Source organism: Streptococcus lutetiensis (assembly GCF_900475675.1).
GTDB classification, from domain to species: Bacteria; Bacillota; Bacilli; order Lactobacillales; family Streptococcaceae; genus Streptococcus; species Streptococcus lutetiensis.
Genome location: NZ_LS483403.1, coordinates 1,612,741 through 1,629,991, shown reverse-complemented (window position 1 = coordinate 1,629,991; position 17,251 = coordinate 1,612,741). Strand labels below are relative to the sequence as shown.

General features: G+C 38.2%; 15 protein-coding genes. 13 read left to right on the top strand and 2 right to left on the bottom strand.

Translation table 11 applies throughout. The annotated features are described in order from the left end of the window. Nucleotides 1–180: 180 nt before the first annotated feature. The 12 genes from argH to bglS all read left to right on the top strand — a co-directional run bounded on the left by argH (nt 181) and on the right by bglS (nt 9,907). Nucleotides 181–1,575 carry an argininosuccinate lyase gene (gene argH, locus DQN23_RS08170; protein WP_061408999.1) on the top strand — a complete coding sequence of 465 codons (1,395 nt, stop codon included), beginning with the start codon at nt 181–183 and terminating at the stop codon, nt 1,573–1,575. 140 nt (nt 1,576–1,715) lie between these two features. Then, complete coding sequence (gene rnpA, locus DQN23_RS08165) at nt 1,716–2,075, top strand: ribonuclease P protein component (protein ID WP_020917526.1); 360 nt, start codon at nt 1,716–1,718, stop codon at nt 2,073–2,075. Then, nucleotides 2,059–2,874: a YidC/Oxa1 family membrane protein insertase gene (locus DQN23_RS08160; RefSeq protein ID WP_039696185.1), complete on the top strand. Its 816-nt coding sequence runs from the start codon at nt 2,059–2,061 to the stop codon at nt 2,872–2,874. The genes rnpA and DQN23_RS08160 overlap by 17 nt, the downstream gene beginning before the upstream one ends. 12 nt (nt 2,875–2,886) lie before the next feature. After that, nucleotides 2,887–3,894: an RNA-binding cell elongation regulator Jag/EloR gene (gene jag / locus DQN23_RS08155; protein WP_020917524.1), complete on the top strand. Its 1,008-nt coding sequence runs from the start codon at nt 2,887–2,889 to the stop codon at nt 3,892–3,894. 135 nt (nt 3,895–4,029) lie between these two features. Next, a protein-coding gene (locus DQN23_RS08150; RefSeq protein ID WP_111712835.1) for an IS3 family transposase occupies nt 4,030–5,381 on the top strand; the annotation gives its coding sequence in 2 pieces (ribosomal slippage) (nt 4,030–4,489 and nt 4,489–5,381; 1,353 coding nt in all). A 76-nt stretch (nt 5,382–5,457) separates the two neighbouring features. Further along, the gene (locus tag DQN23_RS08145) at nt 5,458–6,309 is read left to right on the top strand and encodes an ABC transporter ATP-binding protein (RefSeq protein ID WP_020917523.1); all 852 of its coding nucleotides are present in this window, start codon (nt 5,458–5,460) and stop codon (nt 6,307–6,309) included. Next, complete coding sequence (locus tag DQN23_RS08140; RefSeq protein ID WP_111713015.1) at nt 6,310–7,149, top strand: ABC transporter permease; 840 nt, start codon at nt 6,310–6,312, stop codon at nt 7,147–7,149. Nucleotides 7,150–7,162: 13 nt separating this feature from the next. Beyond that, nucleotides 7,163–7,618, top strand: a complete 456-nt coding sequence (locus DQN23_RS08135) for a LytTR family DNA-binding domain-containing protein (RefSeq protein ID WP_111713014.1) — start codon at nt 7,163–7,165, stop codon at nt 7,616–7,618. A gap of 10 nt (nt 7,619–7,628) precedes the next feature. Beyond that, nucleotides 7,629–8,030, top strand: coding sequence for a DUF3021 domain-containing protein (locus DQN23_RS08130; RefSeq protein WP_111713013.1), 402 nt, complete (start codon nt 7,629–7,631; stop codon nt 8,028–8,030). 191 nt (nt 8,031–8,221) lie between these two features. Then, complete coding sequence (rpmH, locus tag DQN23_RS08125; protein WP_002885866.1) at nt 8,222–8,356, top strand: 50S ribosomal protein L34; 135 nt, start codon at nt 8,222–8,224, stop codon at nt 8,354–8,356. Between the two features lie 267 nt (nt 8,357–8,623). Then, nucleotides 8,624–8,797, top strand: coding sequence for a hypothetical protein (locus DQN23_RS09105; protein ID WP_164496880.1), 174 nt, complete (start codon nt 8,624–8,626; stop codon nt 8,795–8,797). A 414-nt stretch (nt 8,798–9,211) separates the two neighbouring features. After that, nucleotides 9,212–9,907, top strand: a complete 696-nt coding sequence (gene bglS, locus DQN23_RS08120; RefSeq protein ID WP_407697482.1) for a beta-glucanase — start codon at nt 9,212–9,214, stop codon at nt 9,905–9,907. Nucleotides 9,908–10,286: 379 nt separating this feature from the next. Here the strand turns inward: bglS and DQN23_RS08115 are convergent, their stop codons facing one another. Next, complete coding sequence (locus DQN23_RS08115; protein ID WP_111713012.1) at nt 10,287–12,698, bottom strand: GH36-type glycosyl hydrolase domain-containing protein; 2,412 nt, start codon at nt 12,696–12,698, stop codon at nt 10,287–10,289. Nucleotides 12,699–12,718: 20 nt separating this feature from the next. Beyond that, nucleotides 12,719–15,415, bottom strand: a complete 2,697-nt coding sequence (locus tag DQN23_RS08110; protein ID WP_111713011.1) for a GH36-type glycosyl hydrolase domain-containing protein — start codon at nt 15,413–15,415, stop codon at nt 12,719–12,721. A gap of 380 nt (nt 15,416–15,795) precedes the next feature. On the opposite strand from DQN23_RS08110, the gene DQN23_RS08105 reads away from it, so the two are divergent. Then, entirely contained in the window at nt 15,796–17,163 is a 1,368-nt protein-coding gene (locus DQN23_RS08105) for an ABC transporter substrate-binding protein (protein ID WP_020917515.1), read from the top strand. Nucleotides 17,164–17,251 lie beyond the last annotated feature (88 nt).

Genomic DNA, 17,251 nt, shown 5'->3' with positions numbered 1-17,251 from the left:
TGTCAACAGAGAGTGGCATCGAGCTTAAATAATGATATCCTGTGAGATTCATTTAAGACATTCGCCCAGTGAGGCAACACATCATAAGTCCTTGGTAGCTCCTGGGACTTATTTGTTAATTGAAATAAGAAAAGAGAAAGGCTTTGAACGCCAGCTTTGGTGGTTCATTGTATCAGTGATATGACAACAGAAAATCATAAATTATGGGGCGGGCGTTTTGAAGCTGGTCTTGAAAAATGGGTTGAAGAATTTGGGGCATCCATTTCTTTTGACCAAAAAATGGCAGAGTTTGACTTGAAAGGCTCAATTGCACATGTGATCATGCTTGGTGAAACAGGCATTATCACAAAAGATGAAGCCAATCAAATCAAAGCTGGTCTTGAAGAATTGCTAGCTGAATACAAGGATGGCAAAATCGAATTTGACGTGTCAAACGAAGACATTCATATGAATATGGAAAGTCTTTTGACCGTTAAAATTGGTCCAGTTGCTGGGAAATTGCACACAGCGCGTTCACGTAATGACCAAGTTGCAACTGACATGCACTTGTATTTGAAAGCCAAGCTTGGCGAAGTCATTGCTAAACTTGCGAACTTGCGTAAAACTCTTGTTAGTTTGGCTGATGAGCATGTTTATACCATCATGCCAGGTTACACGCATTTGCAACACGCACAGCCAATTTCATTTGGGCATCACTTGATGGCTTACTATAACATGTTTACGCGTGATAGTGAACGTTTTGAATTTAACATCAAGCATGCGGATATATCACCACTTGGTGCAGCTGCTCTTGCTGGAACAACTTTTCCGATTGACCGTGAAATGACAGCGGAGCTCATGGGTTTTGCTAAACCATACAGCAACTCTCTTGATGCTGTGTCTGACCGTGATTTTATCTTGGAATTTTTGGCAAACAGTTCGATTTTGATGATGCACATGAGCCGTATTTGTGAAGAAATCATTAGCTGGTGTTCAAATGAGTTTAAGTTTGTGACGCTTTCTGATACGTTCTCAACAGGGTCATCTATCATGCCACAAAAGAAAAATCCTGATATGGCGGAATTGATTCGTGGAAAATCAGGTCGTGTTTATGGCAATCTCTTTGGTCTTTTGACAGTCATGAAATCTTTACCACTTGCCTACAACAAAGATTTACAAGAAGATAAAGAAGGGATGTTTGACACTGTTGAAACCATCACGGTAGCTATCGATATTTTAGCTGGTATGCTCAAAACAATGACTGTGAATAAAGCACACATGGGTGAATCAACTGAAAAAGACTTTTCAAATGCGACTGAATTGGCTGACTATCTTGCTAGCAAGGGGCTTCCTTTCCGTCAAGCTCACGAAATTGTAGGTAAATTAGTCCTCGAATGCACGAAAGCTGGTTATTATTTGCAAGATGTGCCATTTGAACGTTACCAAGAAATTTCTGATTTGATTGAAGAAGATATCTATGAAACTCTCAAATCTCATACGGCAGTTGAGCGTCGTCATTCTCTTGGTGGAACAGGATTTGACCAAGTCAAATGGCAAATTAAATTAGCCAATGAAGCCTTGCAAAACTTAGATTAATAGACACTTAGGCTTTTCAAGATTTTTAAGCGTATTTTCCAATAAAAATATTTTAAAGATAATGAGCCCAAACTCCTTAGAGGTTAGGGCTTTTTTGAATTTTATGGTATAATAAAAATAATTTAGAATGGAGTCGTACGTTGAAGAAAACCTATCGTATCAAAAGTGACAAAGATTTTCAGGCGATTTTTAGCAAAGGTACAAGTGTTGCTAACCGAAAATTTGTCCTTTATCATTTAGAAAAAAATCAGAGCCACTATCGAGTAGGGCTTTCTGTGAGCAAAAAACTTGGTAATGCGGTCACTCGCAATAGTATTAAGCGAAAAATTCGTCACGTTATCATGGAACTATCACCAAATTTGCTTAATCAGGACTTTGTCATCATTGCGCGTAAAGGTGTCGAGGAACTTGATTACCATGAAGTGAAGAAAAATTTATTACATGTGTTAAAACTTGCTAATTTATATCAGGAAGGTCTCAATAGTGAAAAGAAAGATTAAATTATTAGGATTAAGTAGTCTTACTTTAATGCTTTTGGCTGCTTGTGGGCGCAGCGAAGTAACCGCTTCATCAACTAACGGTTGGGAACAAATTGTTTACTTCTTTGCCAAAGCTATTCAATGGCTTTCAATTAATGGTCGTATTGGTGTGGGTATTGTTCTCTTTACCATCATTATTCGTGCCATTATGATGCCACTTTACAACATGCAAATCAAATCAGGTCAAAAGATGCAAGATTTGCAGCCAGAGCTTAAAAAATTACAAGAAAAATATCCTGGCCGTGATACAGACAGCCGCATGAAATTGACTGAAGAAAGCCAAGCACTTTATAAAGAATATGGTGTTAACCCATATGCGACAATGCTTCCATTGGTTGTGCAATTGCCAATTTTGATGGCTTTGTACCAAGCATTGACTCGTGTTGCTTTCTTGAAAACAGGAACTTTCTTGTGGATTGAATTGTCGCAACCAGATCCATATTATATCTTGCCTGTTTTGGCAGCTCTATTTACATTCCTTTCAACTTGGTTGACTAATAAAGCTGCGCGTGAGAAAAATTTCGCGATGACGCTTATGACCTACGTGATGCCAATCATTATCTTCTTCTTTGGTTTCCGTTTGGCGTCAGGGGTTGTGCTTTATTGGACAGTATCAAATGCCTTCCAAGTGTTCCAAATCCTTTTGTTAAATAATCCATTTAAGATTATTGCAGAACGTGAAGCTAAGGAACGTGCTGAAAAAGAACATGCGGCTAAGATTCGTCGTGCTAAAAAGAAAGCGCAAAAGAGAAGAAAGTAAGAGGATAAAACTATGGTAATATTCACAGGTCGAACTGTTGAAGATGCTATTGAAAAGGGCTTGAAAGAGTTAAATTTGTCACGTCTTAAAGCCCATATTAAGGTTGTTTCTCGTGAGAAAAAAGGTTTCTTTGGCTTTGGTAAGAAACCAGCTCAAGTAGATATTGAAGGGATTAATGAAGTCACTGCTCACCGTGCTAACCAAAAAGCAGTTAAAGGTGTGCCAGAAGAAGTTAATCAAAAAAATGAGCCTGTATCATCAAAATTTGAAGATACTATGGAGCTTCGTAAAGTAGCCAGCATCATTAAAAAAATGGAAGAACGTGGAGAAGTCATCGATGATTCTGTCAAGGAAGACATCGTCATGCACAAGAAAAAAACACAAACCATTCTTGAAGAATCTGGACATACAGAAGTTTTAGAAGCGCTCGGAAAAACAGACGATGTTAACGAAGCAGTTGTAGAGCCAAAAGAAGTTTCAGACACACCAAAACCTGTTAACACAGACCAAAGTTTTGAAGAATTTGTGGCCAGCGAATTTCCAGCTCAACGTGAATTAAGCAAAGATATCGAAAAAGCGACAGAAGAAGTAGCTGATTATGTTAAAAAAATCATCTACGAAATGGATGTTGAGGCGACTGTGGAAACAAGCCACAATCGCCGTCAAATCAATTTGCAAATCGAAACACCAGAGGCTGGTCGTGTGATTGGCTATCACGGAAAAGTGTTGAAATCACTCCAATTGCTTTCACAAAATTTCCTACATGACCGTTATTCAAAGAATTTCTCTGTGATTTTGAATGTTCATGATTACGTGGAACACCGTACAGAGACATTGATTGAATTTACCCGCAAAGCCGCAAGCCGTGTGCTTGAAACTGGTAAAGATTATGTCATGGATCCAATGAGTAATAGTGAACGCAAAATTGTTCATAAAACTATCACAAGTATTGAAGGCGTTGATAGTTATTCTGAAGGTAACGACCCAAATCGTTACGTGGTCGTAACACCTGTTCAATAAGACTTAAAAGTCCATTCGGGCTTTTTTTAATACTATTTACCGCTTATTTTTGACCGCTTACCGAAAAAGGCTTTATTTCTGACCTGCACCCCAAAAGTTAGACAGAAAAAAATCTAACAATTGGGGTGTTTTTGTATGAAATTAAGTTATGAAGATAAACTAGAAATATATCAGTTAAGACAAGCTGGTTTTTCTTGGCCTTATATTAGTCGAAAGTACGGTGTATGTCTATCCAATCTTAAGTACATGGTACGGCTTATGAATAAACATGGTATTGAGGTTGTTAAAAAAGGGAAAAATAAGTATTATCCCTCTAAATTAAAGCAGGAAATCATTAATAAAGTTCTTATTGAAGGTCAATCTCAGCTCACCGTATCACTGGATTATGCTCTTCCCCAACAATCCCTACTCACCAATTGGATAGCACAATACAAGAAAAACGGGTATACTATTGTTGAGAAACAACGAGGGAGACCGAGTAAGATGGGACGTAAACCAAAGAAAACTTGTAAAGAAATGACTGAGCTAGAGCATATTCTGGAAGAGAATGAGCGTCTGCGTACCGAGGTAGCTTATCTAAAAAAGTTGAGGGAATTGCGCTTGAGGGACGAAGCCTTACAGCGCAAAAGGCGGAAACAGTTAGAGAACTGGTCTCAGGAGGATTTCGATTAGACCTCTTACTAAAAACCGCTAAGCTAGCTCGTTCTACTTATTATTATCAGTTGAAACGGTTTAATAGAGCTAAGAAAGATAAGAAGGTCAAAGAGATGATTCAAACCATTTACGATGACCATAAAGGCAATTATGGATACCGTCGTATTCATTTAGAACTAAGAAACCGAGGATTTGTTATCAATCATAAGAAGGTTCAACGGTTAATGAAACTCATGGGACTCGCTGCTCGTACTCGTTGTAAGCGTAAATACTCGTCTTACAAGGGAGAGATTGGGAAGAAAGCTGATAATCTAATTCAACGTCAGTTTGAAGGGGCTAAGCCTTATGAGAAGTGTTATACAGATGTCACTGAATTCGCTTTACCGAATATTAGAGGGAAACTCTATTTATCCCCTGTTCTTGATGGATACAATAGTGAGATTATTGAATTCACCTTGTCACGCTCACCTGATTTAAAACAGGTTCAAACCATGCTTAAAAGAGCATTTCCGGCTACCTCTTACCAAGGAACTATTCTTCACAGCGACCAAGGGTGGCAATATCAACACCAGTCTTATCATGATTTCTTGGCATCCAAAGGGATTCGTCCATCTATGTCACGCAAGGGAAATAGTCCAGATAATGGCATGATGGAGTCCTTCTTTGGCATCTTAAAGTCTGAGATGTTTTACGGTTATGAAAAGACTTTTAAGTCGCTTGATAAGCTAGAACAAGCCATTACGGATTATATTTTTTATTACAACAATAAACGTATCAAGACAAAATTAAAAGGACTCAGTCCTGTGCAATACAGAACTAAATCCTTTCAATAATTTATTGTCCAACTTTTTGGGGTCAGTACATTCAAGCCTTTTTTTGATAAAATAATGTCAAAAGGGAGGGTTAATTATGCTTATTAGAACAAAAGATTTAATCAAAACCTTTGGAGATAAAACGGTGATTGACCACTTAAATTTAGAAGTGGAAGAAGGGAAATTGCTAGCTTATATTGGGACAAATGGCGCTGGAAAATCAATAACCATGAAAATGCTGACGGGGCTCTTAAAACCAACATCAGGTGAGATTGAATTGGCAGCAGATTTGAAAATTGGAATGGTTTTTCAAGAGAGTGTGCTTGATGAGGAATTGAGTGTTTTAGATAATCTGAAAAGTCGCCAAGCACTTTATCGTAAACAAGATAAAGCTTGGTTAGAAAAACTTATTCGATTGACAGGTTTACAGGATTTTCTTAATCAAACTTATGGCACTTTGTCTGGTGGACAACGTCGTCGTGTTGATATCATTCGTGCACTTTTGAATAAGCCAAATTTGCTTTTCTTAGATGAGCCAACGACAGGACTTGATATTCAGACACGTCGGGCTATTTGGGAGATTTTACGCCGTTTACAGCGTGAAGAAAACTTGACTATCTTTTTGACCACTCATTACCTTGAAGAGGCTGAAAATGCTGATATGACCTATATTATTGATCACGGGAAGGTTTTAGCCAAAGGTTCTGCTAAGGAACTGAAAGAAAGATATTCAAAACCATATTTGTTAATTGAAACGGATAATATCACGGCTTTTTCAGATATTGATTACAAGCTTTTAGAAAACGGTCAGTTAAAAATGTTTGTGGATGATTCGGCTAATGCTTTAGCCATTTTATCTGATAAGCGAGACGTAATTAGTGATTTTGACTATATGAAAGCCAATATTAATGATGTCTTTTTGAGCATTACGGGAAGGGAGATGGCTTAAATGTGGGCGATGACCAAACGCAATTTAAAACTCTATTTTTCAAATAAAGCAAGTGTCTTTTTCTCACTTTTGGGAGCTTTGATTGCATTTATTCTTTATGTTGTTTTTTTACAAAAGAACATGCAAGATTCCTTTACTGGCACACCAAATCTTGAAGAATTACTCGATAATTGGGTGCTTGGTGGGACGCTAGCGGTAACGAGTATTACAACAACGTGGACTGGTATTTCTCGCTTGGTTCAAGATAAGGTCAGTCATAAGTTAGAAGATTTTTTACTGACAGATATTTCACAATTAAAACTTTATCTTGGCTACCTCATTTCATCTAGTGTGATTGGTTTTATTATGCAGCTAGTCATGTTGGTTACCATGCAGCTTTATTTCTACTGGCAAGATAGCATTGATTTTGGTTTTAACCATTTACCTCAAATGCTTTTAATAATGCTTTTAAGTTCAATCATGGGAGCTGGTTCTGCTCTCCTTGTTTTGCAATTTGTTAAAACACTAACAACAAATGAAGCTTTATCGACTATTGTAGGAACAGTTTCAGGATTTCTTGTTGGAGTTTACATGCCAATTGGGGCGTTGCCTGATTTTGCACAAAAAGTGGTTAAATTAACGCCAGCAGCTTACGTATCAGCAGCTTATCGTCAGCTTTTGATTGCAAAAGATGCTGTTAACACGGATGCAAAAGAATTTTTAGGGATTGGGTTGAAATTAAAAAGCTTAACAACCTTAAATCAAGAAATACTTTTAGTGAGTCTTGTTATTTGTGGCATCGTCGTTCTTCTGGCACTAAGCTTGTATCTTGAGCGATTTTCATTGACTAAACGTAAATAAGAGGAGTTGAAGGGTGCATTACCAGTTTGAAGAGGATAGCAGTTTACCAAAAGAGACTATTGAAATTTTGGTACGAAGTAGAAAATACGACCAAGCTGTCCAATATGTTTTAGATTATTTAGCGAAATTTGAGCAGGGCAGGGTGGAGATTTTGCCAGTAAAAACAGCTGTTCGTACAGAGTTATTACGCGTGTCAGATTTGATTCTTGTGGATGTTGATGGGACTTCTTTGATTTTGGAGACGACCAATGGAAGACTTATCACTACGGATCGCTTGTACAAGTTTCGTGAGCATCTAGCTAATCCAGACTTTGTACAGGTCTCAAAGCATGCTCTGATTAATATTAATCATTTAAAATCTTTGGAGAATAGTTTCTCAGGAAATATGTTGGCCATGCTTACAAATGACGTGACGACAAATGTTAGCAGACGTTATTTGTCAGATTTGGAAAAAGCTTTGGGATTGTGAGGTGTGATTGATGACTTTTTTGAAACGAGGGATTGTCTATTTTCTAGTTGGTGTTGGCTTTGGAGGCCTTCTTTACCTATTCTTTTTATGGCAAAATAATGTGACTACTCAGACGACTCATCAGATTACCAGCGTTGTTTTAGTCAGTGGTTTGATTGGAATTGTTAGTATGATTTTTGAAGTGGATGTTATTCCGATTACTTGGGAAATTCTGATTCACTTTTGTTTAGTTTATGGCTTGAACAGCTGGTTAAATATGTTAATTGGTACCACAACATCCTTTATCTGGTCACTACCATTTTTAGGTGAGTTTTTCCTAACGTATTTGATTATTTGGCTCGTGATTTATATTAGCTTTAATCACCGCATCAAAAATATTAACCAGAAACTACCAGAAAAAACTAAAAAATAAATTTTAACTTATTATTGCCAGGATTCAGGACTTTTTCTTCTATCAGACGCTCAAAAGAAAGTCTTTGAAATTAAACAAAAAGTAGAGCTTGACAGTTAGACGGACTTATTATAAAATAGTATGGTATGTTTAGTAACTGATCAAATATAGCCGGCTAAACGAATACGAAAATCTATTAGGAGGTATTCATCGTGAAACGTACTTATCAACCAAGTAAAATCCGTCGTCAACGTAAACACGGATTCCGTCACCGTATGTCAACTAAAAACGGACGTCGCGTGCTTGCAGCTCGTCGTCGTAAAGGACGTAAAGTTTTATCTGCTTAATGATAGACTATCCGCCAGTGCTCGAGTCTGGCGGACTTTTTTTGCCCAAATTGCTTATCTAAAAGAAGTCATTGGTTAAGCTACTGATAGTATTAAGAAAGCATTTGATAAAAAAATAATTTTTAAACCACGGTTTCATATTGAAATTATGATTTTTTATAAAAATTTTTTAAGATTTTATGAAAAAGCGGTCAAAAATGTAGTATAATATAGATGAAAGCGGTTTTATAAAAATACATGGGATAAAATAAAGGGAGGTTTTTGGCGATGAAGGAAATTAGCATTTATGTCAGAATTGTTGATTTGATTTTGCTGGTTCTAGTATTTTTAGATAGTGGTGTGAAAAGTGTCTTGATTTTAGCTGCAGTTATTTTCTTTTTATCAGCATTAATGCAGGTCATTATGTCTTATAAACGAGTGAGATTAAATCACCACGTTTAAATGATGAGTTGTCTTTCTTTATTTTTAGGAAGTCTTCTTAGAGCTATTTTTTAGCAAAATGGTTCTGAGAAGACTTTTTTAATTTTCTGCCTTCAGGTCATAAATTTGATATTTTTTGTGGGAATATAATATATTATCTAAAATAAAAGCACTATACTTATGATATAATGGTGTAAGGAGGGTTTTAAAGAGAAACATTTATCGTGTGACTAGCATTCTTTTCGGAATATGAAAAAGAAAAAATTGCCCCATTTTTGAAGTAACAGTTACTGAAAAGAAAAAGTGAATTTAACTACGACTGATTAGGCGTTTTCAATCTGTAGTAGAGGAGATTAGTTCCTTTTTCTGACAGAACTCCTTTTTAAAAACGATTAAAATTGAGGTATTATTATGTGAAAAAAAGTTAGTTGTTTAATTGTTCTCTTATTGGCTCTCTTTGGTTTTCAACAAGGTGTTGATGCGCAAAGCAAATACCACTATAGTCAAGAACTAAATTACTATAATGGTAATACCATGGAACTTCGTAATGGTTCCAATGGAAGTATGTTTAATTGTAATTTTGTCCCTGGAAATGTCGGCTTTAATAACGGTTTGATGAGTCTTAAAATTGACAGTGATGGTCGTGGTGGCTACACTGGGGGCGAATGGCGTAGTAAAGAACGCTTCGGCTATGGTCTTTATCAAGTGAACATGAAACCTATTAAAAATCCAGGTGTCGTTTCTTCATTCTTCACTTATACTGGTCCGAGTGAAGGCAAACCTTGGGATGAAATTGACATTGAATTTTTAGGGAAAGATACAACAAAAGTTCAATTCAACTACTTTACTCATGGTAGAGGTCAAAAAGATGAACACGTGCATCTTCACAATTTAGGATTTGATGCCTCTCAAGGCTTCCATACTTATGGTTTTGATTGGCAAGCTAATCACATTACTTGGTATGTTGATGGAAGAGCTGTTTATACTGCTTACAATGATATTCCTAGCACACCTGGTAAGATTATGATGAATGCTTGGCCAGAAAAAGGCGCAGATGCATGGTTGGCTCCATACAATGGTCAAACTCCTTTGTATGGATACTATGACTGGATTAGCTACGACCAATTTTAATAAAGCTAGACAGTAACCAAATAACAATTTGTTTTTATTTAACTGATTATAACTACACTCCCCAAATAAATCGGTTAAAATCTCTCTCAACAAAATAACTCTTTAAAATTCTTTCTTTTTAAACATTAACGATAAAAGGAGCTGAGCTTGTCTCAGTTCCTTTTTTATGATGAGTAGAATCAATTGATTGGTGGCTTGATAAGCCTGTGTAGGCTCATCTTATAGCAGCTATAAAAGGCGATTTGACGCAGTAATTGCTTTGGCTGAATAAAATATACAATCATTCTTAATGACTCTTATAAGAGATGATTTTGCCTTAGAGAAGGGACTTTTTTTAAAATGAAGCCATAAAAAAACTGGGAACAAGTCCCAGTTTCCTTTATAGGGTAAGAGTGATTTGGTTAGTGTCTTGTAAGAGTTCTTCAGGAAGATAGGCTTGGTCAAGTTCCTTGCCGTTTAGGATAAGTTTTGTAAAGCCTGTTTCCTTGTGGTTTGGATTTTCCACAGTGATGTGAAGTTCTTTGCCACGGAAAATCTTAGTCATGCTGAAGTTATCCCATTCTTTTGGAATGGCTGGTGAGAGTTTTAATCCGCTTAAGTCGGGGCGAAGTCCCAAGATACCTTCCACACAACCAACCATGATAGTTGATGCTGTACCTGTGAGCCAGTGAACGTGTGAACGTCCGAAGTGTGGGCTAGCAGGACCTTCTGTGAATTGGCCATAACAGTAAGGTTCTAGTTGGCGAATCTCTGCACGGTCATTTTGACCAGCTGGGGCATTTTCCATAAAGTAAGTAAAGGCACGTTGACCCTGTCCGCGTAGGGCTTCAGCTAGGATTAACCAGCCTTGTGATTGTGAGAAGATACCTGCATTTTCTTTTGTCCCTTGGTTGTAGATAACGGCAAGGGCCCCGTCGAATGCGTGAGCGTGATATGGTGGGTTCATGAGGATGGCACCATAATCAGTGTTAAGTTGCTCGTAGACATTGTTCATGGCAAGTTCAGCTTGTTCTTTATCAGCAAAGCCACTGATAACAGCCCAACTTTGAGGGTTTAGCCACATGTTAGCTTCGGGGTCATCAGCTGCACCGATACGTTCGCCAGCTTCGGTAAAGCCACGAATGAAGCGGTCATTATCCCAACAGAGGTCTTGAATTTTTTGTCCCATTTTCTCTTGCTCAGAGTCGAGGAAAGTAAGGTAGTCAGTATCTTCTTTGGCTTTGGCAAATTTACGCAAGACGCTTAGAGCATAGTAGAATTGTAAAGCAACGAATGATGATTCACCATTGGCACCGAGACGAAGGCAGTCATTCCAGTCGGCATAAAGTCCAGCAGGCATGCCGTGTGGTCCAAGGTGGTCAAGTGAGAATTGCACAGCACCTTTTAAGTGTTCGTAAACACTAGCCTCGCCTTTATTGGCAAATGGAATCACTTCATCAAGGAAAGCAAGGTTTCCTGTTTCAGAAATGTATTTGTAAACTGTTGGGAAGAGCCAGAGAGCATCATCAGCACGGTAAGCTGGGTGCCCAGTTTCTTGAACGTAAGAAGCGTCATCTGGTGTGTCTTCATGTCCTGGGTTGTGAGTGAATTTTACAAGTGGAAGTCCGCCACCGTTGTCAACTTGAGCTGATAACATGAAACGAATTTTTTCGGCAGCCATTTCAGGTTTCAAGTGAATGATACCTTGAATATCTTGAACGGTGTCACGGTAACCATAACCGTTACGAAGACCACAGTAAACAAATGATGCTGCGCGTGACCAGATAAAGGTCATGTAACAGTTATAAGCGTTCCAAGTGTTAAGCATAGTGTTGAATTCTGGGCTAGGTGTATTGACTTGTAGGTTAGTCAAGCGGTCTTCCCATTCTTTGCGAAGTTCTTGAATTTCTGCTTCAACAGTTTCTGCAGGGTGTTTGTAATGTTCTAGGATTTCGGCAGCTTCTTGTGATGATTTTTCACCAAGAAGAAAGACAAGTGTTTTGCTTTCTTGAGGTTCAAGAGTGACTTTACTTGAAAGGGCACCACAAGCATTTTCATTGTAGCTTGTTTGGTTGCCGAGGTCTCCTGATGTGACACCAACAGGTTTGTCGTAGCCGTTGTAGCCGCCTAAGAAGCCTTTTTTGTCTCCACAATATGAGCTGACGCTAGCACCGCTAAGACCGAAGAAACGTTCAGTAACATTCTTTTCATCAACTTGTTCGCTGTCATCAAGGGTATCAAGATTTCCGTGGATTTGTTGGATGATGCGGTTATCTTGGAAAAGTGTGCGTGTAATAAAAAGTGAATATTGTAGGTTAACTTGGTCTTGTTCGTAGTTGCTGTGGTTGGTAAATTCAGCGTAACCAGTTAGTGTTAAATGGCGAGTTTGTTCAGAACGGTTAGTAACGGTAATTGCCCAAACTTCATAGCTTTTATCTTTTGGCACATAGTAGCTGGCTTTTGAATGAATGCCAGAGTAATTAGCAATCATTTTAGTGTAGCCCATACCATGGTGGCATTCACTGTGGTAGTCTTTAAGGTCTTTACCAACAGGTTGCCATGAGGCAGACCAGAAGTCTTTGGTATCATCGTCTCGAAGGTAGATGTAGCGACCTGGTTGGTCAAAGTTATTGAAGACGTAGCGTAAAATGCGTCCATTGGCACCTGATTTAGCAAAGCTGTAACCGCCAGCGTTGTTTGAGATAATGGCACCGTATTCTGGGGAACCAAGGTAGTTGACCCAAGGTTTGGGTGTGTTTGGATGGTTGATGACATATTCGCGATTAACGTCATCAAAATAACCGTATTTCATGAGAAAATCCTTTCTTTTTCTTAATCTAGTGTAATGACAATTTCATGAACCTCGTCGCTTAGGTTAGCAAGGTCAGCTTTTGTGATAAAGGCAAAAGCATCATCCGTAATATCGATTTCTTGGCTATCACAAGTGGCTTTTTTGATAATGTATTTTCCAAAATCTTTTTGATTTGGATTATCGTAGTGGATTTGGAAGGTTTTATCAGCAAATTGAGTTGTGATACTTGCACGTCCATTTTCGTCGAATTGTTCTGCAAGAAGTTTTGGATAAAGGACAAAGTCACCTGCTTTACCGTGAACACCAAAGGCTTCAGTAACCATTGTCAACATGTACCAGCTTGCTGCACCAGTTAGATAGTGATAAACTCCTCGACCATCTGCACGGAAGTATTCAGGAATTCCTGGATAGATACGGCTAGTTTCAAATTTTAGAGCTGTATCAGATAGTGTCTTAAGAGCTTTCCAACCTTCTTTGGCAAAGCCACGACGGTAAAGCGCATTAGCATACATAACAGTCATGTGAGAGAAGACAGCACCGTTTTCTTTTTCACCGTAAGCAAAACCAAACATACGTCCAAGGTCTGTTTTGATTTCTTTAAAATCTGTATTGAGGCGGTAGCCACCGATTTCTGGGCGGTAGAGGTAGTGGTCAGCGCTGGCAGTGATTTTACGGATTTGTTCATCTGTAGCGACGTAGTTCATGATAGGGAAGACTTGTCCAGTCAACATCATGTGCATACGGTCATTGTAGAAGCCCTCCGTTGGTTTGCTGCTGTTGTCGTAGTAGCTATTGTAGCAACCTTCTTGGTCGTTAAAGTCAAGCCATTCTTGTTGTTGAAGGTGTTGACGCAACCAAGCTGCTTTTTGAATGAGGTTAAGAGCAAGTTCAGAAAGTGAAATTCTGATTTTGCGTCCTTTCACATTGTGAAGGCATTGGTTAGTGTAAGCATCAAGAATTTGGTGCTTGCGTTCGATATTATCGTAGATATCAGAATCTTTTTTGAGCAAGAGTCCGATTTCTTCAAGAATTTCGATAGATTCAGTATTGGTTTCGCTTTCTAGGAGGCGAACAAGGCTTGCTAGTTCCATCAAGTTACCAGAGTAAGCAGCGGTAAATGCAACACTTTCACCATTTTTATCCGCCATATCAAGGGCATCATTCCAGTCAGCTCCGCGGAGACGATAGATATTGTGTTCGCCAACTTCATAGAATCCTGTCAAATGTTGGATTAACAAGTGTTCTAGGATGCTACCTGTGTAGACAGCGTCGTCAGCAGTACGTTGTTCATTGCCGTAGGCATCGTTCCAGTCTTGGTCGATTTCAGTACCACGTTTGACGTGTGGGTCTTTAAAGTAAGAAACTTCTTTAGTTAAGATATCGATATCGCCTGTTTGGTCGATATAAAGTTTTGTTGTCATTAAAGGCCAAAGTGCGTGGTCCATCCAAACACGTGTGATACCGTTACGATCAGCAAGGAAGTTACCATCACCTTCACCGATGATTGTAGCGTTGGTACCATCAAGACGAACTCCTTTGTAGTTGTTGACAATCATATCACCAACTGTTTTTGGTTCCATTAAAAGTAGTGACAAGCAGTCTTGCCAAAGATCACGCCAACCGCGTCCGCCACGTCCATAGTCATGGTGTGGAAGGAATGAACAACCAAAGAGACGACGTAGGAATGGTTGGAAACAAACCCATTTCATATAACCATCAAAGTCGCTGTCGCCAGTTTTGAAATCAACTCCAACTTTTTCTTGCCAGTAATCTTTTGTTTCTTGCAATGTTTTTTCGACAGTCGTAAGATTTTTATATTTTTGAGCGACTGCTTGGATATGTTCTTGATTTTCGTTGATCCCCATTAATAGGATGAAAGTTTTGCTTTGACCAGCAGCTAAGGTGAATGGTTCAAATTTGAAGGCACCCATGGCTTCGCGCCCATCGATATGGCTGTCGCTTGCTACGCCACTTGTTTCTTTATAAACGGCAGCTGGATGAGTAAATGTTCCTCCTTCACCGATAAACATTTCTACGGTTGGATAGAATGTTTCAGGTGTTTTTTCCTTGTCATCAAAGCCAAGCACGTAGTAAATTTGGTGATTGAGTTGGTGACCGCGTTCATCAAATGACATGGTTGGACAAACTAAAACACCTTCATCTGTAGTTTTGATACGGTGAAGCATAGATGTTACATTTCGGTGGTCACGGATATTATCAGCGCTACGTCCGAAAATCGGAATGGCACCGTATGCTGTTAAAGTTTGGTCAGCATCAGATAAATTTTCAAGTGTTACAAGCATGACTTCAACATTTTCATCTTGTGGAACAAATGATGTGATTGTAGATTTTAAAGGTAAGTCAGCTGATTGACGTTCAATAGTATGCCACATAAAACCAGCTTCTACAGAATTTTCTTCTTGATCTGAAAAACGTAGAGCTTCTTGCTTAGCAGAAGCACCTGTTGCAGAATAAACATTTCCTTTGTCGTCGCGAACCCAGAAATTTCGAGTTGAACGATTGTTGTGGAGGTTATCCACGCTGACAGGTTCTAATAGGAAAGTTTCTTGATTGATTTTTGAATCCCCACCCAAGTTAGGAGTGACTGCACTTTTTAGTCCAACTTCTGAGGCAAGTGGAAAGTACAAAGAACTGATATTTTCTGCTTGGGATAGTTTGAAATCCCCCTTATTATTAGTAAAAGTTAATGGCTTCATAGTTATCTCCTTTATCTTCTGCCCCATATTTTAGTCGAAATTAGCCTTATAGGAAATAAAAAAGAAGAGAAAAATATCATAATTATGATATTAACTCAAGAAGTATCATTTTTTTTTACATATGGCACTTTATTAGGAAACTATGGTTTATAAAGTTAGAAAAGTGGCCATAAACCCTAATTTTATAGGAAAAACGGCGTTTTATATGAAAAGGTTTACCTATTAAAAAGATTAGAAAAGCGTGATTTTTTATAAAAATTTTTTCAAACAAGGTCATAAAACTGATATTTTTTAAAATATTATAATATAACACTTCTTGGATTAGCGTTATAATGCAGTTACAAAAAACATGAGGGGAAACCTCAAAAAGGAGAAGGATTATGAACAAAAAAGTAAGCGCTTTTATAGCGATTGCTCTTGCAGCAGGGACAATGGTTGGTTGCTCTTCTAAATCAAGTACATCAGCTTCGGGTGCAGAAGGCAAAGTTATCAACATCTACTCTTGGAATGATGAATTCCGTCAACGTGTGGAAGCTGTATATCCAGAAGTTAAATCAACTTCTAAAGATGGAACAGTTACTAAACTAAAAGACGGTAGTGAAATCCACTGGATTATCAATCCAAACCAAGATGGTGTTTACCAACAAAAATTGGATGAAGCACTTGAAAAACAAGACTCAGCTTCTGCTGATGATAAGATTGATATCTTCTTGTCAGAAACTGACTACGTGAGAAAATACACTTCTAAAAAAGCAAATGTTGCAATGCCTTTGAAAGATTTAGGAATTGATCCTAAGAAAGATTTGGCTGACCAATATGCATTCACTAAAGAAACAGCTTCTGATGAAGATGGCGTTCAACGCGGTTCAACTTGGCAAACATGTCCAGGTGTTCTAATCTATCGTCGTGATATTGCAAAAGATGTCTTTGGTACTGATGACCCAACAGCAGTTGGTGAAAAAGTTAAAGACTGGGATACTATGAAAGCAACATCACAAGAACTTCTTAATAAAGGTTACTACACATTTGCATCATATGCTGATACATTCCGCTTGTACGGTAATAGCATTTCTAAACCATGGGTTGAAGATGGTTCAACAACAGTTCGTGTTGACCCACAAATTATGAATTGGGTTAAAGATTCTAAAGAGTGGCTTGATGCTGGTTACTTCAATAAAACAGTTAAAGGTCAATGGACTGACGACTGGAACAAAGCAATGGGTTCACAATCTAAAGTCTTCTCATTCTTGTTCCCAGCTTGGGGCATTGACTTTACTTTGAAATCAAATTGGGATGGTGCAGATGGCGATTGGGCTGTTACAAATCCACCACAAGAATACAACTGGGGTGGTTCATATATCCATGGTGCCGAAGGTACTGATAACCCTAAACATGTTAAAGAAATCATCACAGCTTTGACAGCTAATAAAGATAACCTTTTGAAGATTTCTAAAGATTACCAAGACTTCACAAATACTAAATCTGGTATGGAAGCAGCAGCTAAAGATGATAGCTTCAAATCAGATTTCCTTGGTGGTGAAAATGCTTATTCATACTACGCACCAGTTGCAGAAAACATTAAGATTGCACCATTGTCATCATATGACCAAGGTTGTGTTGAATTGATTCAAAATGCCTTTAATGATTACCTACAAGGTAAAGTAAGCTACAACAAAGCTAAATCAAACTTTGAAACAGCTATTAAAGAACGTTATCCAGAAATTACAGATGTTAAATGGCCAGACTAAAAGTAGCTTAATCGTCCCAGACTTAAGTACTATTTGAAAAAATTGGGGCATTTAATTAGGATTTTAGAATTTTGGTAGACCTTACGGG